This window comes from Pantoea sp. CCBC3-3-1, from assembly GCF_007981265.1.
In the GTDB taxonomy this organism is placed as follows: Bacteria; Pseudomonadota; Gammaproteobacteria; order Enterobacterales; family Enterobacteriaceae; genus Erwinia.
The window spans coordinates 2,642,413-2,668,561 of sequence record NZ_CP034363.1 but is presented as its reverse complement, the minus strand read 5'-3'; the positions used below and the strand labels follow the sequence as shown (position 1 = coordinate 2,668,561).

The following is a 26,149-nucleotide window of genomic DNA, read 5'->3' as shown; positions in this document are numbered from 1 at the left end:
CAGCAGCAGGCCCGGTTTTTTTACGTCTGATGTTTGGTTATTCATGCCAGATAAATCAGGCGCGCGGCTGAGTCATACGAACTGCACTCACGATTGCGGCCACCGTCGAGAAACAGCCCGCGAGCAGCAGGGAAGCGTGAGTACCACGCGCATCAAACAGATTAAACATCAACGCGACCAGCGCCGCACCGCTGGTTTGCCCCAGCAGGCGCGCGGTTCCTAACATCCCGCTGGCTCCGCCGCTACGATGGCGGGGTGCGGAAGTGATAATCGTATGGTTATTGGGCGACTGAAACAGGCCAAAGCCTGCACCGCACAGGATCATTCGCCAGATTATATCACCATCACCGGGTGTGGCAGGCAGCAGCGCCAGGGCAAACAGTCCGAGGGCAAAAACAGTCAGTCCAACCGCACCTAGCAGCCCGGCATGAAAGCGCTCAATCAATCGTCCGGCAATCGGCGCCATCACCATGGTGGCAAGCGGCCACGGCGTTAATAACAGTCCGGTTGCCACTTCGCTGCGATGCAGAACGGTTTGCAGGAAAAAGGGCAGTGAAACCATTGCCAGCATCTGTGCGCAGAATGAACAGACCGATGTGCCCAGTGACAGTGAAAAGACAGGGATGCGCAGTAAATCCACCGGGAAAAGCGGAAAAGGTAAACGCAGCTGGCGGCGGATAAACACGACGCCAACGATAACCAGCGCGACAACTTCTGCCAGAATCAGCTTGCCGCTCTGACCCTGAGCGAAACCGCTAAGCGCCGAAATCATCAGACCGAAGGTTAGCGCGTTCATTATGGCGCTGGGCACGTCGAACCGCTGCTCCTGCGCTTTCTGCTGATTATCCGGTAAAAAACGCAGCGCAAGGTAAAGCGCCGCCAGGCAAACCGGCACATTGATCAAAAACAGCCATTTCCACGATGCAACAGAAAGGATCGCCGCTGCCACGGTCGGGCCGGCTGCGGTTGATACCGCAACAATCAGCGAGTTAATCCCCATGCCCCGGCCCAGATAGCGCTGCGGGTAGATAATTCTGATCAGTGCTGTATTAACGCTCATCAAAGCTGCGCCGCCAAAACCCTGTAGCACGCGGGCAAAAGTCAGTATCTCTAGCGAGCCGGAAAGGGCGCAGAACAGTGAGGTACAGGTAAATAACACCAGGCCGGCCTGATAGATACGTCGGTAGCCGAGGATATCCCCCAAAAAAGATAACGAAAGCAGGGAAACGATAATCGCCAGCTGATAAGCATTGACGATCCAGATTGATTCTGCCGGGCTGGCATGCAGTTCACGGGCAATCGTAGGCAAAGCAACGTTGGCGATGGCACCGTCAAGTACAGCAACAGTGATGCCAAGCGCAATCGCGAGAATTGCGCCATAACGCTGTGGAATGGGCAAACCGTCTTGTGGAGGTGTTATCGGCATCGGGAAAAGTAGTCAGAAGAGTGAATATCACTATGCTAATGATTTTTTAATAACTATGCCATTTTTGGTTAACAGTAATCATCAGTAAATGTGTCGAGGTTATTACGCTGAGCGTTGCGCCACCGACAGCGAAAAATCTATAATAGAAATAGTGTTCCATTTTTTATAAAACAATAAAGGTTAGATGATGGCGAAGGATGATATGGATAAACAGCCTGATTCAGTCTCTTCGGTGCTGAAAGTGTTCGGCATCTTAAAGGCGCTGGGTGAGGAGAGGGCGCAAGGTATTACCGAGCTGTCCCAGCGGGTCATGATGTCTAAAAGTACCGTCTACCGTTTCTTGCAGACGATGAAATCTCTTGGATACGTTTCTCAGGAAGGCGATAGCGAAAAATACAGCCTGACGCTAAAGCTGTTTGAGCTGGGAGCAAAAGCGCTGCAAAACGTTGATTTGATTCGTAGCGCAGACGTGCAAATGCGTGAAATATCCCGACTGACAAAAGAAACCATTCATTTGGGCGCGCTGGAAGAAGACAGCATTGTCTACATTCACAAGATAGATTCCCTCTATAACCTGCGTATGTATTCACGCATTGGTCGCCGTAATCCTCTTTACAGCACGGCGATTGGGAAAGTTTTACTGGCCTGGCGCGATCGTGGAGAAGTCGAGCAGATCCTCGCAGAAGTGGCGTTTGAGCGCAGTACCTCACGTACTCTAACCAGCATCAGTGCGCTTCTGCCAGAGCTGGATAAGGTGCGTTCGCAAGGGTTTGGCGAGGACAATGAAGAGCAGGAAGAAGGGCTGCGATGTATTGCGGTACCGGTATTCGATCGTTTCGGCGTGGTGATTGCCGGACTGAGCATCTCCTTCCCGACAATCCGCTTCTCTGAAGAAGAGAAAAGTAGCTACGTCAAAATGTTGCACCACTCTGCACGCATTATTTCCGAGCAGATGGGCTATCGCGACTGGCCTTTCTGAACAAGCAGGCCAGTATAAAACTGGCCTTTTTTACATCAGTTATCGACAACTTTTGTAATTTTTTTCAGTAACGGGCAATCTGTAACGCCAACAATGCCGCTATCGCTATGCAGATACTGAGCGGTAGTCATGCCGTGTGCTGTCAGATACTGACACTGCAACCCCATACCCGCCACGTTCTCAGCGCTGCCTGCCAGAACGCCATAGCCTGTTATCAGCAGGCCAAGCCAGAGCACGACCAGTAATGCAACAATACGCACTAAAAATTTCATCCTTTCTCCTTTTTTGTAAGAGACAGCTTCCTGTTTTACTTCCACGCTGTCTGCCATCACGCTACTACGTTTTTACGATGCGTTACGCATTACGAGTGAAGCATACACAACTATCTCTAAATCGCCTGCGTGAAGGTTCTGAATTTTACGCATGGCGGCTGTCAATTTAAGCCTGAGCCGGTAAAATCTTCCCTGGCCGCGATAAAAGGCCGGTAATCATAAAATTTTGAGGTCGTGATGAATGAGTTAGCAAGCGGTGCGATGGGGATGGCGTCCCTGGGCTTCATCGTTGGATTAATCATTGTTGGGCTGCTTGCCTGGTTTTTTATCAACCGTGCCAGCGTACGGGCCAATGAGCAGGTTCGTTTACTTGAAGCGCTGCTGGAAGAACAGAAGCGGCAGAATGCGTTGCTGATGCGGCTCGCTGAGGCAGTGGCCGGGAAAGAAAAAACAGCGTCTGACGAAGAGGGCAGTAAAGACTTTACCCGTTTGATCCCGGAGCGCTAATACTTTAAACAAGGAAAAAAGATGGCCTGGCAAAATCCCTGGTACGATCCGCAAAAGGCACACCACACGCCTGAGGGGTTCCGCAACCCTGAAGTTGAATTACGTAAAGAAGGCGACCTTAAACGCTGGCGCAAGGAGCGTAAGGCGCAGGGTTTACCTTTTCCCCCGGCTCACGGCTACGATGAATTTATCCAGCAGTGGTGGCAGCGTGCTGATTTGTCGGGTAATGATGATGCGGTCTGGTGGCTGGGACATGCTTGTCTGCTGTTACGAACGGCGGGAAAATATACGCTAATCGACCCGGCACTTTCGGAGCGAGCGTCGCCAGTGAGTTTTTATGGTCCTAAACGTAAAACGCCAGCGGCCCTCAATATTGCTGATTTACCCTCTCTCGATTGCGTGTTGATATCCCATAATCATTACGACCACCTCGATCGTCCTACCATCAAAAAAATTCTTCATCGTTTCCCGCAGGTGCAGTTTGTCGTGCCGCTGGGGCTAAAGCCCTGGTTTGATAAGCGGGGCGCGAAGCAGGTTACGCAGCTGGACTGGTGGGAAAGTACCCAGGCAGCCGGATTAACGCTGCATGCAGTGCCTGCACGCCACTGGAGTATGCGCACCCTTAAAGATCGTAATCGCTCACTATGGTGTGGTTGGGTGATAAAAAATACCGCCCTCAGTTTCTGGTTTACAGGTGATAGCGGATACTCCGAGAACCTTCTTGCTGTGCCACGCAACCTTGGCCCGTTTAATCTTGCGGCGTTGCCTGTGGGGGCCTATGCTCCTACATGGTTTATGCGCGGGCAACACATGGACCCGACACAGGCTGTTTCGCTGCATCGCGATTTAGGGCAGCCGCTCACTATTCCGATTCACTGGGGAGTCTTTGAGCTGGCTGATGAATCGCTTGATGAACCTCCACGCGTGTTAGCAGCGGCGATGCGTGCCGCCGGGCTGGATGATATTTGTTTCAGCGCCTGGAAAATTGGTGCAAAAATTACACTAAATAATATTAATTAGGAATAGTCCTAAATTGCTTAATTTAACTCTTGCCAAAGATGGAGGTACGAGCCGTTAATCCAAAATGACTGATGCTTCGGCCGGGAATAAGCAGACGGCCGTCTTGCTTATAAATGGGGCAACGCAAAAACCATTTTCCTGATTTTGGTGCAATTTAAATTTCATTTTGAACCAAAGGCTTCTTTTTGTGCAGTCAGGCCTGACATTTCTTTAAGCAATGAATACCATTTTTGAATGAAGTTTTTTGAGTAAGCTATGCCATATTTCTGCAATCAATTCAGCCGACAATGGAAGCCAGCCTTTAAAGCGCAATGGACTTCAGTGCGCCGGCAGGTTAACATAGGGCTAAGTTTTGAGAAGCATTCAGGCCACCATTATTTGGTGTTTGCGATTAACGCTTGTGATAATCCATACATAATGTGCGATCCATGACTTACCGTTTCAATTGTGTGCAGCATCTCTATCACTGTTTAAAAATGACTTGCCATTAATAAACGAATATGTGATAACGCTTTTGGTAAAACGGGGTACAGTTCTGTTTATGTATGGCATCTTCAGTAAAGAAGTTCTGAGTAAAGACGTTACGTTGAATACCGCTTCCTTGCCGAGCCTTAATTTATGCCTCATGCAGTTGTGTCTCTGATTTTTTTGTACGTCAAGCCCTCGGGCGAATTAACACTCTAAGGAATTTGCAAAATGGCAAAGATTAAAGGTCAGGTTAAGTGGTTCAACGAGTCTAAAGGTTTTGGTTTCATCACCCCAGCTGATGGCAGCAAAGATGTGTTCGTACACTTCTCTGCAATCCAGGGTAATGGCTTCAAAACTCTGGCTGAAGGCCAGAACGTTGAGTTCGAAATTCAGGACGGCCAGAAAGGCCCTGCTGCTGTGAACGTCACCGCTATCTAATTTTCGATCTGAGCCTGTTATTGCCTCGCGTAATCAGGCACGAATCTGAATTTTAAAGCCCTGCCAGAAATGGCAGGGCTTTTTCTGTTACGCGAAGAAAAACTGCCGCAGCGCCTGGGTTTCCGGTAAACTGCCGCCCTCAATATTGCCGGAGAGTTGTTATGTCGTACCAGTGTCCCCTTTGCCATCAGCCCCTGTCATCACAAGCGTCCTCATGGCGCTGTGAAAACCGGCATCAGTTCGATCAGGCAAAAGAGGGCTATGTTAATCTGCTGCCGGTACAGCATAAGCGCTCTAAACAGCCGGGCGACAGTGCCGATATGATGCTGGCACGGCGCGAGTTTCTTGATGCCGGTCACTATCAGCCGTTACAGCAAAAAGTGTGCGATATCTTTGCGCGTGTACTGGAAGGCGACGCCTTAAGCCTGCTGGATATCGGCTGTGGGGAAGGGTATTACACGCATGCGGTCGCTAACCGGATGCAGGAAAAAGGCCCGGCTGACGTACATGCGCTGGATGTCTCAAAGGTGGCCGTACGCTTTGGCGCTAAGCGCTACCATAACGTTAAGTTTTGCGTCGCCTCCAGCCACCGTTTGCCTTTCGCTGATAACCAGTTTGATGCTGTACTGCGTATTTACGCGCCCTGCAAGGCAGAAGAACTGGCGCGAGTGGTTAAGGATCGAGGCTATGTATTGACCGTTACGCCCGGGCCACGCCATCTAATTCAGTTCAAAGAGCTGATTTATCAGCACGTTAAACTGCACGATGAAACGCCTGAGCAGCTTGGCGGCTTTACGCTGGTTGAAGAGCATTCGCTGAATTATCCAATGCGGCTCAACAGCGAAGAGTCAGCCGCTCTGCTCCAGATGACGCCTTTCGCATGGCGTGCGCGCCCGGAAGTGTGGGGCGTACTGGCGACAACCGCAGAATTTGCAGTGGAAACTGATTTCACGTTGCGTTTATGGCAGCGAACCCGTGATATTGCAGAGTCCTGCCAGGCCGGGCAGGAATAAGCAAATTCAGCCTGTGCATCATCTTTGGACGCAGGATGATGCATGATAATGTAAATGTAAGAAAATATTTTGACGCCAGGCAACGGTGTGATTACAGTAGGGATCCTTATTTAACACAGGAGTAACGGGCCTCAGCCCTCCCTATGGACTGTCACCGAAGTCGCTCATTAATGCCCCCGGGTCATCCGGCCAGTTTTTCCCCGTTTCAGCCGTTAAACGGCACATTTTCTGTTCTTCTGAATGCCCTGCTTAGCGTGTTAATTCGACCGCTGGCTTTCTCTTCCTGTACCTTTTTCCGGAGTCTGTGATGGAATTTCTTTTAGACCCCTCAATTTGGGCAGGTCTGCTGACGCTGGTCGTCCTTGAGATCGTCCTTGGCATCGATAACCTGGTGTTCATCGCCATCCTTGCCGATAAGCTGCCGCCTAAACAGCGTGATAAGGCCCGATTAATTGGCCTGTCTCTCGCGCTGGTAATGCGCCTGGGGCTGCTCTCGCTCATCTCATGGATGGTCACGCTAACGCGTCCGCTGTTCAGCGTTGGCGATTTTGCTTTTTCGGGCCGCGATCTGATTTTGCTGATCGGTGGACTGTTCCTGCTGTTTAAAGCCACGATGGAGCTCCACGAACGGCTGGAAAATCGGGAGCATAACGGAGACGGCAACAAAGGTTACGCCAGTTTCTGGGCTGTAGTGATTCAAATCGTTGTGCTGGATGCGGTTTTCTCGCTGGATGCCGTCATAACCGCAGTAGGGATGGTAAACAACCTGGCAATCATGATGACTGCGGTTGTTATTGCCATGGGCGTTATGCTGCTGGCATCAAAGCCTTTAACCAATTTTGTTAACGCGCATCCGACAGTCGTTGTGCTGTGTTTAAGTTTCCTGTTAATGATTGGTCTTAGCCTGGTAGCTGAAGGTTTCGGTTTCCATATTCCGAAAGGCTATCTCTACGCGGCAATTGGCTTCTCCATCCTGATTGAGCTGTTTAACCAGATTGCGCGAGTTAATTTTATGCGTCATCAGGCCAGAAGGCCGATGCGTGAGCGAACGGCCGAAGCGATTTTACGCCTGATGGGCGGCCGACGTAGCCAGGAAAGCAGCAGCAGTGAAGGGACGGAAATGGCAAAAATATTGCCACAGGAAGCCTTTAAGGATGAAGAACGCTACATGATCAACGGCGTGCTGACGCTGGCCTCGCGCTCGGTTCGCAGTATCATGACGCCGCGCGGAGAAATTTCCTGGGTTGATGCAACGCGTCCAACAGATGAAGTCCGCTTGCAGCTGCTTGATACGCCTCACAGCCTGTTCCCGGTATGTCGTGGCGAGCTTGATGAAATTATCGGTGTAGTGCGAGCGAAAGAGCTGCTGGTGGCATTGGATCAGGGCGCCGATGTTGCCGCTTTTGCTTCGGCCACGCCACCCATCATTGTACCTGAGACGCTCGATCCAATTAACCTGCTGGGCGTGTTGCGCCGGGCGAAAGGCAGTTTTGTGGTGGTCACCAGCGAGTTTGGCGTTGTGCAGGGCTTAATCACCCCGCTGGACGTGCTGGAAGCCATTGCCGGTGAATTCCCGGATGAAGATGAAACGCCAGATATTGTGGCTGACGGCGACGGATGGCTGGTTAAAGGCGGCACGGATTTGCACTCTTTGCAGCAGCTGCTGGATACGCAGGTACTGGTTAATTATGAAGACGATCACGCATCGTTAGCCGGTCTGTTGATCGAACAAAAAGGCCAGCTGCCGCAGCCAGGCGAAGTGATTGAGCTGCCCCCGGTGAAGTTCCAGATTTTGGAAGCTACCGACTACCGTATCGATCTGGTGCGGGTTACGCGTGAGCGTCCTCACGCCGAAGAAGAGCAGTAATGCGCTGAAACCTGGCTGGGTACACACTTACCCTGCCAGGTTTATCCGTTTTCAGCGGGGGTTTCCCGGCTTGCGTTTTGCCGCTCTTCCAGCCAGTGCGGGAAATCTTCCAGCGGCATAGGACGGGCAAAGAAATACCCCTGTAACACATCAACGCCTTTCTCGCGCAAATAGTCTGCCTGCTCCGCCGTTTCCACGCCTTCCGCAACCAGGCTGATATTCAGACGCTGGGCCAGTGAAATTACCATGTCCGTTACCGTGGCATTAATCGCATCCGTACCGATAGCGGCTGTGAACACTTTGTCGATCTTTAAGACGTCCGGGCTGAGCGTTTTAAGATAAGAGAGCGAGCTGTGTCCGGTGCCGAAGTCATCAATAGCCAGTTTTACTCCGATATCATGCAGTTGCGTGACCACGCGCTGATCCATCTCGGGCAGGGCATCACGCTCGGTCAGCTCGACAATGAGCTGTGGTTTAGGCTCGGCAGGCCACCAAAGCTGCTGTAAATCGTTGATGATTTCCCGATGATGAAAATGGCTTGAGGCAACGTTGATTGCAATATGAAAGGTCGAGCAGGCTGGCAGAAGGGGTAGATGACGGACAACTTCACTGAGCACAAAGCGCGTCAGTGGCGCGATCAAATTGTGCCGTTCGGCCAGGGGAATAAACAGATCGGGTGAAACCCATCCCTGACGAGCATTATGCCAGCGTAACAGCAGCTCAATACCATCACATCCGCCGGTGCGGGCGTTAATCAGCGGCTGGCAATAGACCCTGAATTCACGGGCATTGATGGCATAGATGATTTGCCAGGAAAGGCTCATGCGATTCGCTGTTGCCAGCCAGACAATATAGCCCGTCAACAGGCTGAGCAATAATGCCAGGGGAAGCTGTGAAGGCAGCGTCATTAAGGCCAGCTGCGCCGGAGCCGGTCCAAACAGCGTAATGGTGAACGGGTAGCGTAACGAGGCGTCCTGATAGCTGACTTCATCTTCTGAAGGCCGCGCTTTTTCAATCATCGGATTGCCATATTCCAGACTCTGCTCACCGACATTAAATACCGCTCGCTCAACCCACGGCAGCGTTGGCTCCAGCAGATAATTGCTCATCATCTCAATATTAATGATTTGCAGGATCCCGGCACGATTATCTGTGTCATGCGCCGTCCATAACAGCAGCACAGGCGAACCTTTCAGCAGATGGTCATCAGTGCTGAGCATCATGCGCTCGTTATTGACCGCCAGTTCAGGATAGGCGGTGCTGAAATTTATATTGCTGCTGCCAAAAATGCTGGAGCAATACATCACATCATCCTGCACCAGGACGATAGCGCGGACGGTTTGCAATGAGGCCAGCTTTTCAACTAAGGGAAAGCGGACCTGATCGCAAGGGAGCCCAACAAGGCCCATCGTATTATTGGCGGCCACGTCTAAAGGCGAAAACAACCGATCGAAGCGTTGGATCGCCTCACTGGCAAACGTCCGTGATTGCAGCGCAATGTGGTTTTTCGCTTCCACAAAACGAAAGGCCAGTGTCAGGATGAGCACCAACGCGGCCACCACTGCAGCAATAACTAAACGCCTGCGGCGAAATTGTCCGGAAGCTTCCTGGGACACCTGCATCAGTAACCATCCTTTAAGCGAAACGCGAGCACAGAATTCAAATATCGGTTATCGGCAATCACAACGGTAAGTTTAGTCTGACAAAACGGAAAAGCGGCATTAATTAAAACAGCGACTTAACGCGGCGAGCTTTCAGGAAAAGGGGCGATGGGTGACCAGAGGAAAAACGGGTGAAAAAGGGCATGTTGAAAAGGCGGGAAGAGATAACGTTATAAAAAAGCTGGCACTTATAAAAGCGCCAGCTCGTTTAATTAATCACACTGAACTTTAATCGCGAGGCCGCCACGGGAGGTTTCGCGGTATTTAGCGTTCATATCTTTACCGGTCTCATACATGGTTTCGATAACCTTATCCAGCGAAACGCGGGCTTCACTGGTACGGCGCATTGCCATACGCGCCGAGTTAATCGCTTTGACCGAGGCGATAGCGTTACGCTCGATGCAGGGAACCTGAACCTGACCGGCAACCGGATCGCAGGTCAGCCCCAGATTGTGTTCCATACCGATTTCTGCTGCCACACAAACCTGCTCCGGGCTGGCGCCCAGCAGCTCGGCCAGGCCAGCCGCAGCCATTGAGCAGGCCACGCCGACTTCGCCCTGACAGCCAACTTCGGCACCGGAAATTGACGCATTCATTTTATATAAAATGCCCACCGCGCCGGCGGCGAGGAAATAGCGAATAAAAATATCCGGGCTGACGGAGGCGATAAAATGATCGTAATAGGCCAGCACAGCAGGGACAATCCCGCAGGCACCATTGGTTGGCGCTGTCACCACACGCCCGCCCGCGGCATTCTCTTCATTAACAGCCAGCGCAAACATGTTGACCCAGTCAATCACATTCATCGGATCGCTGGAAAGTTTGTCGGAAGAAACCAGCAGGCGACGGAGCGCCGAAGCACGACGCGGCACACGCAGCGGCCCAGGCAGAACGCCTTCGGTATTCAGACCGCGGTCAATACAGTCGCGCATGCTTTGCCAGACATCCGCAAAGTAATTTTCAATTTCCGCACGGCTGTGCAAAGCCAGTTCGTTTTTCATCATCACGCCGGAAAGCGACATCCCGGTTTCGTGACAGTGCGCAAGCAGCTCTTTAGCCGAGTTGAACGAGTAGGGCACGGAGACTTCATTCAGCGTTGACTGGCCAAAATGTTCTTCGTCAACGATAAAACCGCCGCCAATCGAATAATAGGTTTTGCTCAGCAGCAGCGTTTCGCCTGCGAAAGCATGGATCTGCATACCATTTTCATGCAAAGAGAGATTATCGCTACGGAAAATCATGCCGCCTTCACGAGGGAAATCGACCTCGTGGCGGCCATTTGCAATCAGCAAACGCTGACGCTCTTCCACATCACGAATAAAACCGGGAATGGCATCAATATCCACGCTTTCCGGTGACGCGCCAGAGAGCCCCATAATAATGGCGATATCGGTATGGTGACCTTTGCCGGTCAGGGAGAGAGAGCCATAAACGTCCACGGCGATACGGGTAATATCCGTAAGCTTGCCCTGGTTTTCCAGCTCATCAATAAATTGTTTGCCCGCTTTCATCGGACCTACCGTATGGGAACTGGACGGGCCAATACCGATTTTGAACATGTCGAAAACGCTAATCACACTCTGCTCCCTGGTCCGCAGACAATCGTTATAAATTTTAGATAATGGTAATCTTCATGGGATGGATAATCGCATGAAATAAACTAATCAGGTTCGGATAAGAATGTTATAGCTAAGCGCGTCGGGTCGCTAACTTGCTTATTCTTATGCCCAATCCTGAGTAGGGCAAAATAGTTACTGACGCGCTGAAAGTATTCTGTGCAATCCGCGCAGCAATATAAAGGATTCGGTGCGATTGTGAAGAGGTTTGACTCACTTAAATAGCGCATTTCGTTCAAAAAGTGACAGAACTCACTGGCGTACGCGCAGAATGGCACTATTTTGTGCGAAATGTCAGTCCGCGACCTGCAAACTCAGCTGGCGAATGATGCCAGCGGTCATTCCCCAGATAAAATAATCATCAAACCAGGAAAGCCAGACGCGATGAGATTGCCCGTGGCGGTGAATATCCAGCGGGGAGTAGCGGCCTAAGCGCAAAGCTTCCTGCAACGGCATCTCAAACACCGATTCAACCTCGGCCTCGCTGGCCTGCCAGCGTACGGTATCCGGAACAATACCCACCACAGGCGTCACCTGAAAGCCGGTGCTGCTGGTGACAGCAGGCAAGGTGCCAATAACACGCACGCTGGCGGGAGGAATGGCCACTTCCTCTTCCGCTTCACGCAGCGCGGTGAAGATAAGCGATTCGTCTTCCTCATCCATCATGCCGCCAGGAAAAGCCACCTGGCCTGCATGTTTCCTCAGCGTCGCTGCGCGTCGGGTCAGGAGCAAGGTAGGGCGTTCACGATCGACTATGGGCACCAATACTGCTGCCCGACGGAGTGGAAGCGGCTGTGGCTGGCTGTCCGGTCGCTGTAAAACAAAACGGCTGAGGAACCGATCAAGCCCGTAGTCGTTATTGGTCATCGGCGGATTCCAGGCAGGGAAGGATACGGTTTACCTTATCGAACGTTTCCTGATATTCGCCCTGTTCATCACTGTCCGCCACAATGCCACCACCCGCGGTGCAAAACAGCTGGCCCTGTTCTGCCGTCAGCGTACGAATAGTAATGCTGGTATCCATTTTGCCGCAGGCGCTGAGATAGCCAATGCTGCCGCACCACGCGTTACGACGATGAGGCTCAAGTTCATCAATAATCTCCATTGCCCGCACTTTCGGCGCACCCGTGATCGAGCCGCCGGGGAAGCAGGCACGCAGCAGATCACAGCAGCTGAGCGAGTTTTTCAGCCGGGCGGTAACGGTGCTCACCAAATGATGTACCGCCGGAAAGGGTTCAACCACAAACAGCTCAGGTACGCGCACGCTACCCGGCTCGGCAACCCGGCCAATATCATTGCGTAACAGATCCACGATCATCACATTTTCTGCCCGATCTTTGGGTGACTGCGCCAGCTTTTTAGCTTGCAGGCGGTCTGCTTCAGGATCGCTCAGGCGCGGAAGTGTCCCTTTAATCGGACGAGTCTCCACCGCGCCACCGGCAACTTTCAGGAAGCGCTCCGGCGACAGGCTTAAAATAGTGCTGTGCGGCAGGCGTATAAAAGCGCTGAATGGCGCACGGTTCTGCTGGTTCAGCTGGCGAAAGGCCTGCCATTCGCTGCCACAGTAGGAAGCCTGAAAACGCTGGGCGAGATTGATTTGATAACAGTCGCCGCTGCGCAGCAGGCTCTGAACCTGACGAAATTTTTGGCCGTACTCGTCACGCGTCATATTCGAAGACCATGAACCGGTGAGCCTGAAAGGCTCGCTTGCCGGCTGGCGTAATTCACCGAGCCAGCGCAGGCGTTGCTGAGCATCACCATGCACAATCAGCGTCAGCGTCTGCTGATGGTGATCGGCAATCAGCGCCCAGTCATAAATGCCGATTGCCATATCGGGCGTAAAGAGATCCTGCTGCGCTTTTTCGGGCAGCGTTTCGAAGCGACGACCCAGATCGTAACCAAAGAGCCCTAACGCGCCGCCCTGAAACGGATAATCATCCTGCTCGTTTGCCACCAGTCCGCTTTGTTGCAGGGCAGTGTGCAGCAGGTACAGCGGATCGGCCTCGCTTTCGGTAACGATGTTATTATGTGCAATACGGGTCGTTTTACCGCGAGTGGTTAGCGTGGTGAGCGGTTCCGCCACCATAATATCGAAACGGTTATCGCTGTGTTCGGCAAAACCGGAATGCAGCAACATCGCCCAGGGCTGGTCAGAAACACAAGCAAACAGATCCCCGAGGCTTTCTGGCGTATACTCAAGCGGATAATAAACAGGTGGCATGATTTAAACAGATTGGACAATAACAGGCCCTAAGCCTGACATATTTTTCCCCCTCTGGCATCTGTTTGTTACGCGTGGAATAATCTTCGCGACCCGTTCAGGAGTAGATATGATTACAGGTTTACCAGCGCTCTCGCGCGAGCAACAGGAACAGGCAGTTGAACGTATTCAACAGCTGATGTCGGAAGGAATGAGCAGCGGCCAGGCGATCCAGCTGGTGGCGGCGGAAATCCGTGAAACGCATACCGGCGATATGGTCGCCGCGCGCTTTGAGGATGAAGAAGACGACGACGAAAACGAAGAATATCAACAAGACGAAGAAGAAGACGAAGACGAATAACGATGAATAAGGCGCGGCGGCAAGGCTCGGTGACGATCTCATTCCCGGTGCGCCTTTTCTTGGTGGCGTGTTGCTGGTTTCTCAGTTCTTTCCCCATCGCGGCGCAACAGAAGCGCTTGCTGGCGTATCCCGCGGGCGTGAGTCAGCAAACCTTCGCGTTAGCCAGGCATGCAGGAAACAGCCACTACTTCATAAAACCCGCCCAAAAAGGTGACATTGTCACTTCAGAATTGGTGGTGATTCACGGTTATCCGCATGATGCGCTTAATACGCTAAGCGCTGCGTTGCAGGCGGCCAAAAGCGTCCCTGCGTCAGATTCCGTGCCGGTTATCGCCCCTTTTTTCCCGCTTCCAGCGCGGCTCAACGGTCGTTGTTCGTCGACAGGGCTGCCTGCGCCTGCACCAGGTGATGCACTGTGGGACTGCCAGTCATGGCTGGATGGCGGGCTGGATCAGGCAAAAAATATCGGGTCTTTTCAGGTGCTGGATCAACTGCTCATCCATCTCAAACAGAAGTGGCCAGATTTACAGCAGGTGACGATAGCCGGTTTTTCCGCTGGCGGGCAATTTGTTCAGCATTACATTGGTTTTGCGAAGCCGCCGCAGGGGCTGCAAATGCGCTATGTGGTCAGCGATCCCGGCAGCTGGCTCTATTTTGATGCCGTTCGCTCAACCGCACTCTGCCCACAAGCATCTCGGTGGAAATATGGCCTGGAAAATATGCCTTCTGGGCTGGAAGCTCAGGCAGCTCAGGCGCGCGAACGTTACCGCAGAGCCAATATCACTTATCTGGAAGGCGCAGAGGATCGCGGTAAAGGAAAAGGGCGCTATTATCGCATCCTTGATAAATCCTGCGGGGCGAGGCTTCAGGGATTTTACCGGCTGGACAGAGGAATAAATTATGCGCGTTATGACAGTGAAATATTAAAGCCCCCAGGGCCGCATCAGTTGCACATCGTGGCGGGCTGTGGTCATAAGGTGAGCTGTGTATTTCCCTCCGCCGAAGGCAGGCAGGCGCTTTTCGCGTCAGGCCGCTAAAGCGCCCATAAGTTTACTTCGCGGCGACGATTTTAATTTCGACCCGATATTGAGGATTCATCAGGCCTGCCTGTACCGTGCAGCGCACCGGGGCATTTCCTGGTGAAACCCAGGCATCCCAAGCGCGGTTCATGGCGGCAAAATCTTCTTTATGCACGAGGAAAATAGTGGCATCCAGGATGCGGCTTTTATCCGATCCCAGGCGGATTAAAATGCGATCGATCACCGCCAGCGCGTTGGCCGTTTGCGCTTCGGCATCGTCATCCAGATTCTCGGGCACGCTGGTGTAATAAATAGTGTCGTTATGAACAACCGCTTCGGACATGCGGTGTTCGGGATCAAGACGTTCAATAGTCATCAGTGTTCCTTTTTAAAGTGCAACGAAAAGGCGGACAGCCTGACATAATTCACAGCGGATTGTCATCTCAAAGGTACTGACCGAACGGCAAATGTTATAATGCGCCTGAAACCCTGCGATACCGGACGCCTATGACTGCTATACACGCCCTTTTTTTGCGCTTATCACGCTCGTCTTTCCGCCAGAAGTTTCATCTGGGCTACACGGAATATCATTATTGCGAAGAGAAGGGTGAGGCGTGTGTAAAGCAGCATGCAGCAGATTTTATTCGTGAAAGGCTGGCGCCTGCGGACCCGGCTAATGACGGCAAACAGACGCCAATGCGCGGGCACCCCGTTTTTATTGCTCAACATGCTACCGCCACCTGCTGTCGTGGCTGTTTAAGTCAGTGGCACGGTATCCCTCAGCACACGGCTATGACGCCTGAACAGCAGGCCTGGGCCGTTGAGGTGATCCTGCACTGGCTTCGTCAGGAGATGAAACGCCCTGCGCCAGCAAAAAAAGTCAGGCCCAAACCTAAACCTAAAAGCGGGCAGCTGGAATTACTGTGAAGGCGTCGGATGTGGCGCGAGCTGAACCCTCAGGGATTATCCGGAGACGACATGAAAAAACGACTGTTAACCTTGTGTGCCCTGTTTATTTTATCGGGCTGTGCCGCCTCTTCTGGAAAAAACTTTGACGAGAGCGCCCTGACAAAAATCCATAACGGCGTGACAACCCGACAGCAGCTGATAGCGTTGTTCGGGCAGCCCACCAGTGAAACGCCTTATCCGGAAGGGCATACGCTGATGATGTGGTCTTACAGTCAGGCCAGAACAATGAGCACTACCGAAGGGAAAACGCTGACCGTACAGCTTAATAAAGGAAAGGTTTTCAGCTACGCGGTGAGTAAAACCTGAGCCAGTTTTAACCGTTAGTCTCGCCGCAACTGCGGCTTCTTAGCATTTTACATACGCGGCTTGATACTGACATAATCACAGTGTTTTTTCATCGGTAGTGAGGATATGTGGTAAACGATTTTGCAGCTGATGGCGCACTGGCGCTGGCTATTCCAGGTTTTAAACCACGTGAGCCTCAGCGCCTGATGGCCGATGCGGTCAGCAAAGCCATCGATGATAAGCGCGAGCTGGTCGTCGAAGCCGGCACCGGCACCGGTAAAACCTACGCCTATCTTGCTCCTGCGCTACGATCCGGCAAAAAAGTGATCATATCCACCGGCTCTAAAGCGCTTCAGGATCAGCTCTACAGTCGCGATCTGCCTACCGTTGCCCGTGCGCTAAAATTCAAAGGCATGCTGGCCTTGCTGAAGGGGCGCTCCAACTATTTGTGCCTTGAACGGCTGGAGCAGCAGTCAATGGCGGGCGGCGAGCTGGCTGCGCAGGCTATGAGCGATCTGGTGCATCTGCGCGGCTGGTCCAGCGAGACGGTGGATGGTGATATCAGCACCTGTGGCGGCGTAGCGGAAGACAGCGCCGTCTGGCCGCTGGTGACCAGCACCAACGATAACTGTTTGGGAAGCGACTGCCCGCTGTATCAGGACTGCTTTGTGGTCAAGGCGCGCCGCAAAGCGATGGATGCCGATGTGGTGGTGGTGAATCATCACCTTTTTCTGGCCGATATGGTGGTTAAAGAGAGCGGTTTTGCTGAACTGATCCCGCAGGCTGACGTGATGATCTTCGATGAAGCACATCAGGTGCCGGATATTGCCAGCCAGTATTTCGGCCAGCAGCTTTCCAGCAAGCAGCTTATCGATCTTGCGAAAGATATTACTATTGCTTACCGCACTGAGATCCGTGATGCGCAGCAGCTGCAAAAGTCTGCCGATCGCCTTGCACAGAGCGCGCAGGATTTTCGGCTGGCGTTGGGCGATCCGGGTTTCCGGGGCAATTTGCGCGATGTGTTAAACAATCCCACTATTCAGCGTGCGCTGCTGTTGCTGGACGATGCGCTGGAGCTGTGTTACGACGTGGCGAAGCTGTCGTTGGGGCGTTCCGCTTTACTCGATGCGGCTTTTGAGCGGGCGGCGCTCTATCGTGGCCGGTTAAAGCGGCTGAAGGATGTCTCCCAGCCGGGTTTCAGCTATTGGTACGAATGCAACTCACGGCACTTCGTGCTGGCGCTGACGCCGCTGTCGGTCTCGGATCGCTTCCGTGAAGTGATGGACGAGCGACCAGCCAGCTGGATCTTCACTTCCGCAACGCTTGCGGTAAATGAGCAGATGACCCACTTTGTTGAACGGCTTGGCGTCGCAAATGCTAAAACGCTGATCCTCGACAGCCCGTTTGATTATGCCAGCCAGGCGCTGCTTTGCGTGCCGCGTAACATTCCGTCGCCGAATCAGCCCGGCAGCGCCCGGCAGATGGCGCAGATGCTGCTGCCGCTGATTAAAGCCAATAACGGCCGCTGCTTCTTTTTGTGCACCTCGCATAAAATGATGCGCGATCTGGCCGAACAGTTTCGCGCCATGCTGACGCTGCCCGTATTGCTGCAAGGGGAAACCAGCAAAGGTGAGTTGCTAAAACAGTTTATTGCCGCAGGCGACGCGGTGCTGGTCGCTACCAGCAGCTTCTGGGAAGGCGTGGATGTGCGTGGCGATGTGCTTTCGCTGGTTATCATCGATAAGCTACCGTTTACCTCACCCGACGATCCGTTGTTAAAAGCGCGGATGGAAGACTGCAAGCTGCGCGGCGGCGATCCCTTTGCGGACGTTCAACTGCCCGATGCGGTGATTACCTTAAAGCAGGGTGTAGGCCGCTTAATCCGCGATGTCGACGATCGGGGGGTGCTGGTGATCTGCGATAATCGTCTGGTGATGCGGCCTTATGGCGCGGTCTTTCTTAACAGCCTGCCACCGACGCCGCGCACGCGTGATATCCAGCAGGCTGTGGATTTTCTCAAGCCGCCGTCAGCGCAGTAATTCCTCGCGCAGTATGCTATGCTGCGCGCCGAAAATTTTTCTCCCGCCAGAGGTTCAGAGATAAGTATGTCCACGCGAATTTTAGCTATTGATACGGCTACGGAGGCCTGTTCCGTTGCTTTACTGAATGATGAGAACGTGACGGCCCACTTCGAGCTTTGCGCGCGCGAACATACGCAGCGAATTTTGCCGATGGTGCAGACACTTCTTCAGCAAGAGCAAATGGCGCTAACCGGGCTGGATGCGCTGGCTTACGGACGTGGGCCGGGGAGCTTTACCGGCGTACGTATCGGGATTGGCATTGCACAGGGGATGGCGCTGGGTGCTGACTTGCCCATGATTGGCGTTTCAACGCTGAAAACCATGGCGCAAAGCGCCTGGCGTTTACAGGGCGCCAGCCGCGTGCTTGCAGCGATTGATGCGCGCATGGGGGAAGTTTACTGGGCCGAATATCAGCGTGATGAACAGGGCGTCTGGCAGGGAGAAGCAAGCGAAGCGGTGTTAAAGCCAGAAGACGCCTTAACACGCATGGCTGCGCTTACCGGCAGCTGGGCGATGGTCGGCACCGGCTGGAAAGCCCATCCACAGCTGGCTGAAGCCAGCCCGCTGGAACTTCACGCCACAGAGGTCGAATTACCTTGTGCAGAAGATATGCTGCCGCTGGCGGCTATCGACTTCGCGGCAGGGAAAACCGTGGCGGTGGAGCAGGCGGAACCCACTTATCTGCGTAACGAAGTGACATGGAAAAAATTACCGGGCCGTGAGTAATTTCAGCAACTAATCTGCCCGCTTGCAGTCAAAGTTAGCAGTCTCCTGGAGAACGTTATGCGTAAAAGTATGTTGTTACCATTAGGAAGTTTACTGCTGGCTGCGCTGCTGCTGTCGGGGTGTGTTAGCGTGCCGGATTCCGTAAAAGGCTCGTCACCCACACCACAGCAGGATTTGGTTCGGGTGTTGAACGCGCCGCAGATTTATGTTGGGCAGGAGTCGCGTTTTGGTGGAAAAGTGGTGAAGGTGACCAATAAAAATGGCACCACCCGGCTGGAAATTGCCGCCATGCGTCTGGACGAAACCGCCAGGCCGGTGCTGGGAAGCCCGTCAATCGGCCGCATTTATGCTGACATCAATGGCTTCGTCGACCCGGTTGATTTCAACAATCAGATGGTGACGGTTGTTGGCACCATTAAGGGAACGGAGCAGGGCGAAGTCGGGCAGGCGGCCTATCAGTTTGTAACGATTGCCGTAACCGGTTATCAGCGCTGGCATTTGACCCAGCAGGTGGTATCGGCGCCGCCGCCGATGGATCCCTGGATTTGGTACGGGCCGCCGCGTGGCCACCATCGTGGTGGATATTGGGGGCCGCCGCCGGGCATGATGTTTTATAATCAGGGGCCGGCTGAAGTGCAAACTATTCTCACTGAATAGTGACAGACAGAATTCATTTATGACCCGACGGCTGAATTCAGTCGCCGGGTCATTTTTTATCCATTATCTCAGGATGAGATTAATTTAGTGATGCGCTTCGCAACCTCAAAACGACGTGTTCAGCAAACTGGTACGCTGAGTTAAAATAATGTTAACGGCGGTTAGGCTGAGGTGGCGATGACAACAAATACACGTTTCAGAGGTGTTTCCTTGAATAAGGTTTGGTTAAACCGTTATCCTGCCGATGTTCCGGCTGAAATCAGCGCCGATCGTTATACGTCCCTGGTTGATCTTTTTGAACAGGCCGTCAGGCGTTATGACGATCGCCCTGCATTTATCAATATGGGTCAGGCAATGACTTTCCGGAAACTGGAAGAACGCAGCCGGGCTTTTGCTGCCTGGTTGCAGCAGGGATTAGGGTTGAAAAAAGGCGACAGGGTTGCGCTGATGATGCCGAATCTGTTGCAGTATCCTGTTGCTTTATTTGGCGTTTTGCGTGCCGGTATGGTGGTGGTGAACGTTAATCCTTTATATACGCCTCGTGAGCTGGAACATCAGCTGAATGACAGTGGTGCCAGCGCCATTGTTATTGTCTCTAACTTTGCGCACACGCTGGAAAAAGTGGTCGCAAAAACACAGGTTAAGCACGTTATTCTTTCCCGTTTAGGCGACCAGTTATCACCCGCTAAAGCGACGCTGGTGAATTTTGTTGTTCGCTATATTAAGCGTCTGGTACCGAAATACCATTTGCCGGATGCTATCTCATTCAGGCGCGCGCTGCATAAAGGCTATCGAATGCAGTATACGCGGCCTGAAATTATTAATGACGATCTGGCTTTCTTGCAATATACCGGCGGCACCACAGGCGTGGCGAAAGGCGCCATGCTTACCCATCGTAATATGCAGGCCAACCTTGAACAGACTAAAGCGACCTATGGTTCTTTACTCAAGGACGGAAAAGAGACGGTAGTAACCGCGCTGCCGCTGTACCATATTTTTGCGCTGACGGTTAACTGTCTGCTGTTTCTGGAGCTGGGCGGTGCCAATCTGCTGATAACCAATCCGCGCGATATTCCTGGGATGGTAAAAGAGCTGGCTAAAACCCGTTTTACTGCCATTACCGGCGTCAACACGCTGTTTAACGCATTATTAAATGATAACGACTTCCAGAAGTTAGATTTCTCCAGCCTGACGCTTTCCGCAGGCGGCGGCATGGCGGTACAAAAAGCCGTGGCCGAACGTTGGGAAAAGCTGACCGGGCATTATCTCCTGGAAGGTTACGGCCTGACCGAGTGTTCGCCGCTGGTTTCGGTTAATCCTTACGATATTCGTTACCACAGCGGCAGCATTGGGCTGCCCGTACCCTCTACCGATATTAAGCTGGTGGACGATCGGGGGAATGAGGTCAGTAACGGGGAGCCTGGCGAGCTGTGTATCAAGGGGCCGCAGGTGATGCTCGGCTACTGGCAGCGTCCCGCGGAGACCGATGAAGTGCTGAAAAATGGATGGCTTCACAGCGGTGATATTGTTAGGGTTGATCCGGAAGGTTTCATTCGAATTGTCGACCGAAAAAAGGATATGATTCTGGTTTCCGGATTCAATGTTTATCCTAATGAGATTGAAGATGTGCTGATGTTGCACCCGAAAGTGCGTGAAGCCGCAGCGATCGGCGTACCCGATCCGGTCGCGGGTGAGATCGTCAAAATCTGCGTGGTTAAGAAAGAGGCTTCCCTGACCAAAGATGAGCTGATTGCGCACTGTAAAAAACATCTGACCGGCTATAAAATTCCAAAAATCGTTGAGTTTCGTGAAGATTTACCGAAAACTAACGTCGGAAAAATCTTGCGACGTCAGCTGCGCGATGAAACGCTGAAAGCGGCGCAGGCCAGTTAAAGCTAGCGGGCTCTGAGAATACACAAACGCCGGTCAAGCCGGCGTTTTTATTGAATCACACTGAGGCAGTTCAAGCCGCAGCGAGAGGATCACTTTGAATTACACCATGATAACCACCAACGAGGCGCTGGCTGAAGTTTGCAATGCCGCCCGTCAGGTCGCCGCCGTGGCGCTGGATACTGAATTTGTTCGTACCCGCACCTACTATCCCGCCCTTGGGCTAATCCAGCTTTTCGATGGCCAGCAGATTGCGTTAATCGATCCGCTGCCGATTACCGAGTGGGGGCCGTTACGCGAACTGATCCTTGATAAAAACATCATCAAGTTCCTGCACGCCGGCAGCGAAGATCTTGAAGTCTTTCTGCATGAATATGGCGTGCTGCCTGAGCCGATGATCGATACTCAGATTCTGGCTGCCTTTACCGGCCGGCCGCTCTCCTGTGGCTTCGCGACTATCGTTGAATCCTTTACCGGCATCGCGCTGGACAAGAGCGAATCCCGCACCGACTGGCTTGCACGTCCGCTGACCGAAAAACAGTGTCAGTATGCTGCCGCCGACGTGTTTTATCTGCTGCCGATTGCCGAAAAACTGATGGCCGAAGCCGAGGCGAACGGCAAAATTGGTGCGGCCCTGAACGAGTGCGGTTTGCTGTGTAAGCGACGTCAACGCGTGGTAGCACCAGAAGAAGCCTGGCGCGAGATAACTAATGCCTGGCAGTTACGTCCTCGTCAACTGGCGGCGCTGCGTCTGCTGGCGGCATGGCGTCTGGAGCTGGCACGTGAGAAAGACATGGCGGTCAATTTCGTGGTGCGTGAAGAGAATCTCTGGAAAGTCGCGCGCTTTATGCCGGGTTCTCTGGCGGAGCTCGATCATCTTGGCCTGGCAGGACAGGAAATCCGCTTCCACGGTAAAACGCTGGTGGCGCTGGTTGCAGCGGCAAATGAGCTTGATGAGAGCGAACTGCCCAGGCCGCTTGAGAACCTGATCGATAAGCCAGCTTATAAAAAGGTCTTTAAAGAGCTGAAAGCACTGATGGCAGAGGTAGCGGAAAAAAATGGCGTGAGCCAGGAACTGCTGGCTTCTCGTCGTCAGATCAACCAGTTACTGAACTGGCACTGGAACCTGAAGCCACGGACTTCGCTACCGGAACTGATTGACGGCTGGCGCGGCGAGCTGCTTGCTGAAGACGTTAAACAGATCCTTGCGGCCTGTTGAGGCATTAATCTTCCCCTGCCAAAAAGCAGGGGAGGATCAGGCGCAGGATGGGGTCATTTCGGCGTATCTTCTGCCTCAGGCAGCGTGACGTTAAGCTCAAGAATCGAAATGTCATCATCTTTTTGATCCAGCTTCACGCTGAGCATTTCCGGGTCGATCTTCACGTATTTGCAAATGACTTCCAGAATATCCCTTTTCAGCTGCGGCAGGTAGTGGGGCTCGCTGTCGCCCCTCCTGCGTTCCGCCACGATAATCTGTAGCCGTTCCTTGGCTATATTGGCTGTGCTCTTTTTACGGGATAAAAAGAAATCGAGTAAGGCCATGGTTTATCCCCCAAACAGGCGTTTCAGAAAACCCTTCTTCTCTTCTTCGATGAAGCGGAAGGGACGTTCTTCTCCAAGAATACGATCTACGGTGTCCGCATAGGCTTTGCCCGCGTCCGATTCGGTATCAAGAATCACCGGTTCACCCTGGTTGGACGCTCTGAGCACCGACTGGTCTTCCGGGATAACGCCAGCCAGTGGAATACGCAGGATCTCCAGCACATCTTCCATGCTCAACATATCACCACGGCTTACGCGGCCTGGGTTATAGCGCGTCAGCAGCAGATGTTCTTTGATCGGATCCTGCCCGTTTTCTGCCCGGCGAGACTTAGAGGACAGAATACCCAGGATACGGTCTGAGTCACGTACGGAAGAGACTTCAGGGTTAGTGGTGATAATCGCTTCATCGGCAAAGTACAGTGCCATCAGCGCGCCGGTTTCGATACCCGCGGGTGAATCACAAACGATAAACTCGAAATCCATGCTGGTGAGATCGTTCAGCACTTTTTCAACGCCTTCACGGGTCAGCGCATCTTTATCGCGCGTCTGCGAAGCGGGCAGAATAAACAGGTTTTCGGTACGTTTGTCTTTAATTAACGCCTGGTTCAGGGAAGCATCGCCCTGAATGACGTTAACAAAGTCGTAAACTACCCGACGTTCACAGCCCATGATTAAATCAAGATTCCGCAGACCGATATCAAAATCGATGACCACGGTTTTTTTACCTTTCTGGGCTAAACCGGTAGCGATGGCCGCGCTGGACGTGGTTTTCCCCACGCCTCCCTTACCTGACGTAACTACAATAATGCGTGCCATATAATGATTTCCTTAAGAAAAGAAAGGGCTCGTGAGCCTGGCTCAGTTCAGTGTCTGTATAGTCAAAGCACCGTCTTTTAAACAAAGACGCGATGCTTTCGCAAAAAATTCAGCAGGGATTTGGTCCATAATCCAGTATTCACCGGCGATGGAAACCAGCTCTGCTGACAAGTTGGTGCAAAAAATCTGACAATCACGATCGCCGCCTGCACCCGCAAGGGCACGGCCACGCATCATGCCGTAAATATGGATATTCCCGTCGGCGATCAGCTCGGCACCGGCACTCACGCTGCTGGTAACGATCAGATCGCTGTTTTTGGCATAAATTTGCTGGCCGGAACGAACGGGCGTATTGACCACCCGGGTTTTGGTAGCAGGGGGCTCAACAGGTTTTGCAGGTTCGGCAGTCGCACCTGCTTTTTGTTCTTTACCTTCTGACAGCAAAGGCAAACCGGCACGGCTAATGATGCGCTTAAGCGCCTCATCTTTGCAGCCGCTGACGCCAACGATATGCAGGCCGGTGGCAGCAATAGCTTGTTGCATTTGCCGCCAGTCAACGTCGCTGGTCAGGGAGGCCACGTTTAAAACCACCGGCGCATTTTTCAGGAAGGCAGGCGCCTGATTGACTTTATCCTGAAGCGCCTGACGCACCACTTCTGCATCATGGTGGTGTAGATGAACAACAGACAGAGTAAAACCGCTGCCCTTTAACTCGATTGGCGTTTGTGACATCTGTCCCGCTCGGTCCTGTTATTTATAATCCTGATGCTTAAATGCCGTCAGGCTGACGTTTAATCGCATCGGGACAATATTCCGAAGTTCTGCAAGCATGTTATAGTTACTGCTATATTCAGGCAAGCCACCATCCAGGTTAATTCGAGTAAAATCTATGTTTTGTGTGATCTACAGAAGCCCTAAGCGTGACCAGACTTATCTTTATGTCGAAAAAAAAGACGATTTCTCACGCGTTCCTGCTGAACTGATGCAGGGATTTGGCAAACCCCAGCTGGCAATGATGCTGCCGCTCGACGGGAGCAAACGGCTGGCAAACGCTGACCTCGCTAAAGTGAAAGCGGCACTGGAGGAGCAGGGGTATTATTTGCAAATGCCGCCTCCGCTGGAAAGCCTGCTTAAGATCCATCTGGAAAAAGAGAAAAAACATTAATTAGGAATCATCTGTAGAATATATTCCCGCCGCAGACACGCTGAACTGAATTTAATTTGTGGCGGGAATCTCTTAAAAGGCCGCCCGCATGAAGCTTACTTCCCTCAGTACTCTTATTCTCTCACTCGTACTGGCCGGATGTGCCAGTAAAAACAACGCCGCGCCTACGCCTGAAAATAGTGCCCCGGCCAAATCGACGGCGCAATCTGCCACCGCCGGTAAAACGACGCTGGCGACAGAAGGTCGCGATCCCGCCGAATTCCCCGCCTATGTTGAACAGCTCAAGATGCAGGCCAGACAGCAGGGGATCGATCAGGCGACTCTCGACAGCGCGTTTGCCAACGTTCATTTCGTCGATCATGTCATTTCTTCCGATCGTAACCAGCTGGAGAAAAAGGTCACGCTGGGCGATTACCTGAACCGTGTTTTACCCCAGTGGAAAATTCAGCAGGCCCGCGATAATTATCAACAGCAGCAGAGCGCATTATTGCCGATTAGCCAGCAATATGGCGTGCAGCCGCAGTATATAGTGGCGCTGTGGGCGATGGAGAGCAGCTTTGGTAAAATCCAGGGTAGGGAAGATGTTGTCTCCGCGCTGGCAACGTTAGCGTTTGAAGGACGCCGTGAGGCATTCTTTACCAAAGAACTGAACGCAGCATTGCAGATTATCCAGCAGCAGCACATTACCGCAGATCGAATGAAAGGCTCCTGGGCGGGCGCGATGGGGCAAAACCAGTTTATGCCTTCCTCTTTCCTGCGCTACGGCGTTGACGGCGATGGCGACGGTAAAATCGATATCTGGAATAACATTAATGATGTTTTCGCCTCAACGGCTAATTATCTGGCCACTGAAGGCTGGAAGCCCGGACAAAGTTGGGGCCGGGAAGTGATCCTGCCGGTAGATTTTGTGCCGGAGCAGGCCGGCCTGAAAAATGGTCAGGCAAAAACCGTTGGTGAGTGGCAAAAGCTTGGCGTACGAATGAACAGCGATGCGGCATTGCCCGATACCTCACAGCGCGCATGGATTATTACGCCCGATGATGCACCTGGCCGGGCATTTATGGTTTATGACAATTTCCGTGTGATCATGCACTGGAATCGGTCATATTATTTTGCCATCAGTATCGGCATGATGGCCGATGCGATTTCTCAGTAACGGAATGATGGCCAG

At 52.6% G+C, this 26,149-nt stretch carries 28 protein-coding genes; 18 read left to right on the top strand and 10 right to left on the bottom strand.

Going from position 1 to position 26,149, the window contains the following annotated elements; translation table 11 throughout:
- Nucleotides 1-55: 55 nt before the first annotated feature.
- Complete coding sequence (locus tag EHV07_RS12445) at nucleotides 56-1,426, bottom strand: MFS transporter (protein ID WP_147198359.1); 1,371 nt, start codon at nucleotides 1,424-1,426, stop codon at nucleotides 56-58.
- A gap of 187 nt (nucleotides 1,427-1,613) precedes the next feature.
- On the opposite strand from EHV07_RS12445, the gene kdgR reads away from it, so the two are divergent.
- Entirely contained in the window at nucleotides 1,614-2,405 is a 792-nt protein-coding gene (gene kdgR, locus EHV07_RS12440) for a DNA-binding transcriptional regulator KdgR (RefSeq protein ID WP_147198358.1), read from the top strand.
- Between the two features lie 35 nt (nucleotides 2,406-2,440).
- Here the strand turns inward: kdgR and EHV07_RS12435 are convergent, their stop codons facing one another.
- Entirely contained in the window at nucleotides 2,441-2,677 is a 237-nt protein-coding gene (locus EHV07_RS12435) for a YobH family protein (protein ID WP_147198357.1), read from the bottom strand.
- 237 nt (nucleotides 2,678-2,914) lie between these two features.
- Between EHV07_RS12435 and EHV07_RS12430 the strand changes: the two genes are divergently transcribed.
- From EHV07_RS12430 to EHV07_RS12405, 6 genes are all read left to right on the top strand, one after another.
- The gene (locus EHV07_RS12430; protein WP_147198356.1) at nucleotides 2,915-3,184 is read left to right on the top strand and encodes a YebO family protein; all 270 of its coding nucleotides are present in this window, start codon (nucleotides 2,915-2,917) and stop codon (nucleotides 3,182-3,184) included.
- A gap of 21 nt (nucleotides 3,185-3,205) precedes the next feature.
- On the top strand, nucleotides 3,206-4,204 hold the full coding sequence (locus EHV07_RS12425) for an MBL fold metallo-hydrolase (protein WP_147198355.1): 999 nt from the start codon (nucleotides 3,206-3,208) through the stop codon (nucleotides 4,202-4,204).
- 541 nt (nucleotides 4,205-4,745) lie between these two features.
- Entirely contained in the window at nucleotides 4,746-4,847 is a 102-nt protein-coding gene (locus tag EHV07_RS25180; protein ID WP_253461303.1) for a DUF2627 domain-containing protein, read from the top strand.
- A gap of 53 nt (nucleotides 4,848-4,900) precedes the next feature.
- On the top strand, nucleotides 4,901-5,110 hold the full coding sequence (gene cspE / locus EHV07_RS12415) for a transcription antiterminator/RNA stability regulator CspE (RefSeq protein ID WP_001062678.1): 210 nt from the start codon (nucleotides 4,901-4,903) through the stop codon (nucleotides 5,108-5,110).
- Nucleotides 5,111-5,271: 161 nt separating this feature from the next.
- Complete coding sequence (rlmA, locus tag EHV07_RS12410; protein ID WP_147198354.1) at nucleotides 5,272-6,123, top strand: 23S rRNA (guanine(745)-N(1))-methyltransferase; 852 nt, start codon at nucleotides 5,272-5,274, stop codon at nucleotides 6,121-6,123.
- 307 nt (nucleotides 6,124-6,430) lie between these two features.
- A complete protein-coding gene (locus tag EHV07_RS12405) occupies nucleotides 6,431-7,990 on the top strand; it encodes a TerC family protein (protein WP_147198353.1) in 1,560 nt (519 codons plus the stop codon).
- 41 nt (nucleotides 7,991-8,031) lie between these two features.
- Here EHV07_RS12405 and EHV07_RS12400 read toward each other — a convergent pair whose 3' ends face one another.
- The 4 genes from EHV07_RS12400 to pabB all read right to left on the bottom strand — a co-directional run bounded on the left by EHV07_RS12400 (nucleotide 8,032) and on the right by pabB (nucleotide 13,488).
- Complete coding sequence (locus tag EHV07_RS12400; protein WP_147198352.1) at nucleotides 8,032-9,612, bottom strand: cyclic diguanylate phosphodiesterase; 1,581 nt, start codon at nucleotides 9,610-9,612, stop codon at nucleotides 8,032-8,034.
- Between the two features lie 251 nt (nucleotides 9,613-9,863).
- Entirely contained in the window at nucleotides 9,864-11,228 is a 1,365-nt protein-coding gene (sdaA, locus tag EHV07_RS12395) for an L-serine ammonia-lyase (protein WP_147198351.1), read from the bottom strand.
- A gap of 333 nt (nucleotides 11,229-11,561) precedes the next feature.
- A complete protein-coding gene (locus EHV07_RS12390) occupies nucleotides 11,562-12,134 on the bottom strand; it encodes a CoA pyrophosphatase (protein ID WP_147198350.1) in 573 nt (190 codons plus the stop codon).
- Nucleotides 12,124-13,488, bottom strand: a complete 1,365-nt coding sequence (pabB, locus tag EHV07_RS12385) for an aminodeoxychorismate synthase component 1 (RefSeq protein ID WP_147198349.1) — start codon at nucleotides 13,486-13,488, stop codon at nucleotides 12,124-12,126. The genes EHV07_RS12390 and pabB overlap by 11 nt, the downstream gene beginning before the upstream one ends.
- 109 nt (nucleotides 13,489-13,597) lie before the next feature.
- Between pabB and EHV07_RS12380 the strand changes: the two genes are divergently transcribed.
- Entirely contained in the window at nucleotides 13,598-13,828 is a 231-nt protein-coding gene (locus EHV07_RS12380) for a YoaH family protein (protein WP_147198348.1), read from the top strand.
- A gap of 137 nt (nucleotides 13,829-13,965) precedes the next feature.
- Nucleotides 13,966-14,865 (top strand): hypothetical protein, encoded by a 900-nt coding sequence (locus EHV07_RS12375; RefSeq protein WP_254446239.1) that lies wholly within the window; start codon nucleotides 13,966-13,968, stop codon nucleotides 14,863-14,865.
- 13 nt (nucleotides 14,866-14,878) lie between these two features.
- Here the strand turns inward: EHV07_RS12375 and EHV07_RS12370 are convergent, their stop codons facing one another.
- Nucleotides 14,879-15,223 carry a RidA family protein gene (locus tag EHV07_RS12370; RefSeq protein ID WP_147198345.1) on the bottom strand — a complete coding sequence of 115 codons (345 nt, stop codon included), beginning with the start codon at nucleotides 15,221-15,223 and terminating at the stop codon, nucleotides 14,879-14,881.
- A 131-nt stretch (nucleotides 15,224-15,354) separates the two neighbouring features.
- On the opposite strand from EHV07_RS12370, the gene EHV07_RS12365 reads away from it, so the two are divergent.
- The 7 genes from EHV07_RS12365 to rnd all read left to right on the top strand — a co-directional run bounded on the left by EHV07_RS12365 (nucleotide 15,355) and on the right by rnd (nucleotide 22,674).
- The gene (locus EHV07_RS12365; protein ID WP_147198343.1) at nucleotides 15,355-15,774 is read left to right on the top strand and encodes a DUF4186 domain-containing protein; all 420 of its coding nucleotides are present in this window, start codon (nucleotides 15,355-15,357) and stop codon (nucleotides 15,772-15,774) included.
- Between the two features lie 51 nt (nucleotides 15,775-15,825).
- On the top strand, nucleotides 15,826-16,122 hold the full coding sequence (locus EHV07_RS12360) for a lipoprotein (protein ID WP_147198341.1): 297 nt from the start codon (nucleotides 15,826-15,828) through the stop codon (nucleotides 16,120-16,122).
- Nucleotides 16,123-16,229: 107 nt separating this feature from the next.
- Entirely contained in the window at nucleotides 16,230-18,140 is a 1,911-nt protein-coding gene (locus EHV07_RS12355) for an ATP-dependent DNA helicase (RefSeq protein WP_147198339.1), read from the top strand.
- A gap of 66 nt (nucleotides 18,141-18,206) precedes the next feature.
- Nucleotides 18,207-18,908: a tRNA (adenosine(37)-N6)-threonylcarbamoyltransferase complex dimerization subunit type 1 TsaB gene (gene tsaB, locus EHV07_RS12350; protein WP_147198337.1), complete on the top strand. Its 702-nt coding sequence runs from the start codon at nucleotides 18,207-18,209 to the stop codon at nucleotides 18,906-18,908.
- A 57-nt stretch (nucleotides 18,909-18,965) separates the two neighbouring features.
- On the top strand, nucleotides 18,966-19,565 hold the full coding sequence (locus EHV07_RS12345; RefSeq protein WP_147198335.1) for a Slp family lipoprotein: 600 nt from the start codon (nucleotides 18,966-18,968) through the stop codon (nucleotides 19,563-19,565).
- 210 nt (nucleotides 19,566-19,775) lie between these two features.
- Nucleotides 19,776-21,458, top strand: coding sequence for a long-chain-fatty-acid--CoA ligase FadD (fadD, locus tag EHV07_RS12340; RefSeq protein ID WP_147198333.1), 1,683 nt, complete (start codon nucleotides 19,776-19,778; stop codon nucleotides 21,456-21,458).
- Between the two features lie 106 nt (nucleotides 21,459-21,564).
- On the top strand, nucleotides 21,565-22,674 hold the full coding sequence (gene rnd, locus EHV07_RS12335) for a ribonuclease D (protein ID WP_147200614.1): 1,110 nt from the start codon (nucleotides 21,565-21,567) through the stop codon (nucleotides 22,672-22,674).
- 53 nt (nucleotides 22,675-22,727) lie between these two features.
- On the opposite strand, the gene minE is transcribed toward rnd, so the two are convergent.
- The 3 genes from minE to minC are packed head-to-tail and all read right to left on the bottom strand — an operon-like array spanning nucleotide 22,728 to nucleotide 24,545.
- Nucleotides 22,728-22,997, bottom strand: coding sequence for a cell division topological specificity factor MinE (gene minE, locus EHV07_RS12330; protein ID WP_147198332.1), 270 nt, complete (start codon nucleotides 22,995-22,997; stop codon nucleotides 22,728-22,730).
- Nucleotides 22,998-23,000: 3 nt separating this feature from the next.
- The gene (minD, locus tag EHV07_RS12325) at nucleotides 23,001-23,813 is read right to left on the bottom strand and encodes a septum site-determining protein MinD (RefSeq protein ID WP_147198330.1); all 813 of its coding nucleotides are present in this window, start codon (nucleotides 23,811-23,813) and stop codon (nucleotides 23,001-23,003) included.
- Between the two features lie 42 nt (nucleotides 23,814-23,855).
- The gene (minC, locus tag EHV07_RS12320; protein ID WP_147198328.1) at nucleotides 23,856-24,545 is read right to left on the bottom strand and encodes a septum site-determining protein MinC; all 690 of its coding nucleotides are present in this window, start codon (nucleotides 24,543-24,545) and stop codon (nucleotides 23,856-23,858) included.
- Nucleotides 24,546-24,702: 157 nt separating this feature from the next.
- Here minC and EHV07_RS12315 point away from each other — a divergent pair, with 157 nt between their 5' ends.
- Together EHV07_RS12315 and EHV07_RS12310 are read left to right on the top strand one after the other, a co-directional pair.
- Nucleotides 24,703-24,978 (top strand): YcgL domain-containing protein, encoded by a 276-nt coding sequence (locus EHV07_RS12315; protein WP_147198326.1) that lies wholly within the window; start codon nucleotides 24,703-24,705, stop codon nucleotides 24,976-24,978.
- Nucleotides 24,979-25,066: 88 nt separating this feature from the next.
- On the top strand, nucleotides 25,067-26,134 hold the full coding sequence (locus EHV07_RS12310) for a lytic transglycosylase domain-containing protein (RefSeq protein WP_147198324.1): 1,068 nt from the start codon (nucleotides 25,067-25,069) through the stop codon (nucleotides 26,132-26,134).
- Nucleotides 26,135-26,149: the final 15 nt, after the last annotated feature.

What these genes read in the sequence shown, in the direction of transcription:
- EHV07_RS12445 (WP_147198359.1), bottom strand. Translation starts at nt 1,426, where the DNA reads ATGCCGATAACACCTCCACAAGACGGTTTGCCCATTCCACAGCGTTAT.
- kdgR (WP_147198358.1), top strand. Translation starts at nt 1,614, where the DNA reads ATGGCGAAGGATGATATGGATAAACAGCCTGATTCAGTCTCTTCGGTG.
- EHV07_RS12435 (WP_147198357.1), bottom strand. Translation starts at nt 2,677, where the DNA reads ATGAAATTTTTAGTGCGTATTGTTGCATTACTGGTCGTGCTCTGGCTT.
- EHV07_RS12430 (WP_147198356.1), top strand. Translation starts at nt 2,915, where the DNA reads ATGAATGAGTTAGCAAGCGGTGCGATGGGGATGGCGTCCCTGGGCTTC.
- EHV07_RS12425 (WP_147198355.1), top strand. Translation starts at nt 3,206, where the DNA reads ATGGCCTGGCAAAATCCCTGGTACGATCCGCAAAAGGCACACCACACG.
- EHV07_RS25180 (WP_253461303.1), top strand. Translation starts at nt 4,746, where the DNA reads ATGTATGGCATCTTCAGTAAAGAAGTTCTGAGTAAAGACGTTACGTTG.
- cspE (WP_001062678.1), top strand. Translation starts at nt 4,901, where the DNA reads ATGGCAAAGATTAAAGGTCAGGTTAAGTGGTTCAACGAGTCTAAAGGT.
- rlmA (WP_147198354.1), top strand. Translation starts at nt 5,272, where the DNA reads ATGTCGTACCAGTGTCCCCTTTGCCATCAGCCCCTGTCATCACAAGCG.
- EHV07_RS12405 (WP_147198353.1), top strand. Translation starts at nt 6,431, where the DNA reads ATGGAATTTCTTTTAGACCCCTCAATTTGGGCAGGTCTGCTGACGCTG.
- EHV07_RS12400 (WP_147198352.1), bottom strand. Translation starts at nt 9,612, where the DNA reads ATGCAGGTGTCCCAGGAAGCTTCCGGACAATTTCGCCGCAGGCGTTTA.
- EHV07_RS12390 (WP_147198350.1), bottom strand. Translation starts at nt 12,134, where the DNA reads ATGACCAATAACGACTACGGGCTTGATCGGTTCCTCAGCCGTTTTGTT.
- pabB (WP_147198349.1), bottom strand. Translation starts at nt 13,488, where the DNA reads ATGCCACCTGTTTATTATCCGCTTGAGTATACGCCAGAAAGCCTCGGG.
- EHV07_RS12380 (WP_147198348.1), top strand. Translation starts at nt 13,598, where the DNA reads ATGATTACAGGTTTACCAGCGCTCTCGCGCGAGCAACAGGAACAGGCA.
- EHV07_RS12370 (WP_147198345.1), bottom strand. Translation starts at nt 15,223, where the DNA reads ATGACTATTGAACGTCTTGATCCCGAACACCGCATGTCCGAAGCGGTT.
- EHV07_RS12365 (WP_147198343.1), top strand. Translation starts at nt 15,355, where the DNA reads ATGACTGCTATACACGCCCTTTTTTTGCGCTTATCACGCTCGTCTTTC.
- EHV07_RS12360 (WP_147198341.1), top strand. Translation starts at nt 15,826, where the DNA reads ATGAAAAAACGACTGTTAACCTTGTGTGCCCTGTTTATTTTATCGGGC.
- tsaB (WP_147198337.1), top strand. Translation starts at nt 18,207, where the DNA reads ATGTCCACGCGAATTTTAGCTATTGATACGGCTACGGAGGCCTGTTCC.
- EHV07_RS12345 (WP_147198335.1), top strand. Translation starts at nt 18,966, where the DNA reads ATGCGTAAAAGTATGTTGTTACCATTAGGAAGTTTACTGCTGGCTGCG.
- rnd (WP_147200614.1), top strand. Translation starts at nt 21,565, where the DNA reads ATGATAACCACCAACGAGGCGCTGGCTGAAGTTTGCAATGCCGCCCGT.
- minE (WP_147198332.1), bottom strand. Translation starts at nt 22,997, where the DNA reads ATGGCCTTACTCGATTTCTTTTTATCCCGTAAAAAGAGCACAGCCAAT.
- minD (WP_147198330.1), bottom strand. Translation starts at nt 23,813, where the DNA reads ATGGCACGCATTATTGTAGTTACGTCAGGTAAGGGAGGCGTGGGGAAA.
- minC (WP_147198328.1), bottom strand. Translation starts at nt 24,545, where the DNA reads ATGTCACAAACGCCAATCGAGTTAAAGGGCAGCGGTTTTACTCTGTCT.
- EHV07_RS12315 (WP_147198326.1), top strand. Translation starts at nt 24,703, where the DNA reads ATGTTTTGTGTGATCTACAGAAGCCCTAAGCGTGACCAGACTTATCTT.
- EHV07_RS12310 (WP_147198324.1), top strand. Translation starts at nt 25,067, where the DNA reads ATGAAGCTTACTTCCCTCAGTACTCTTATTCTCTCACTCGTACTGGCC.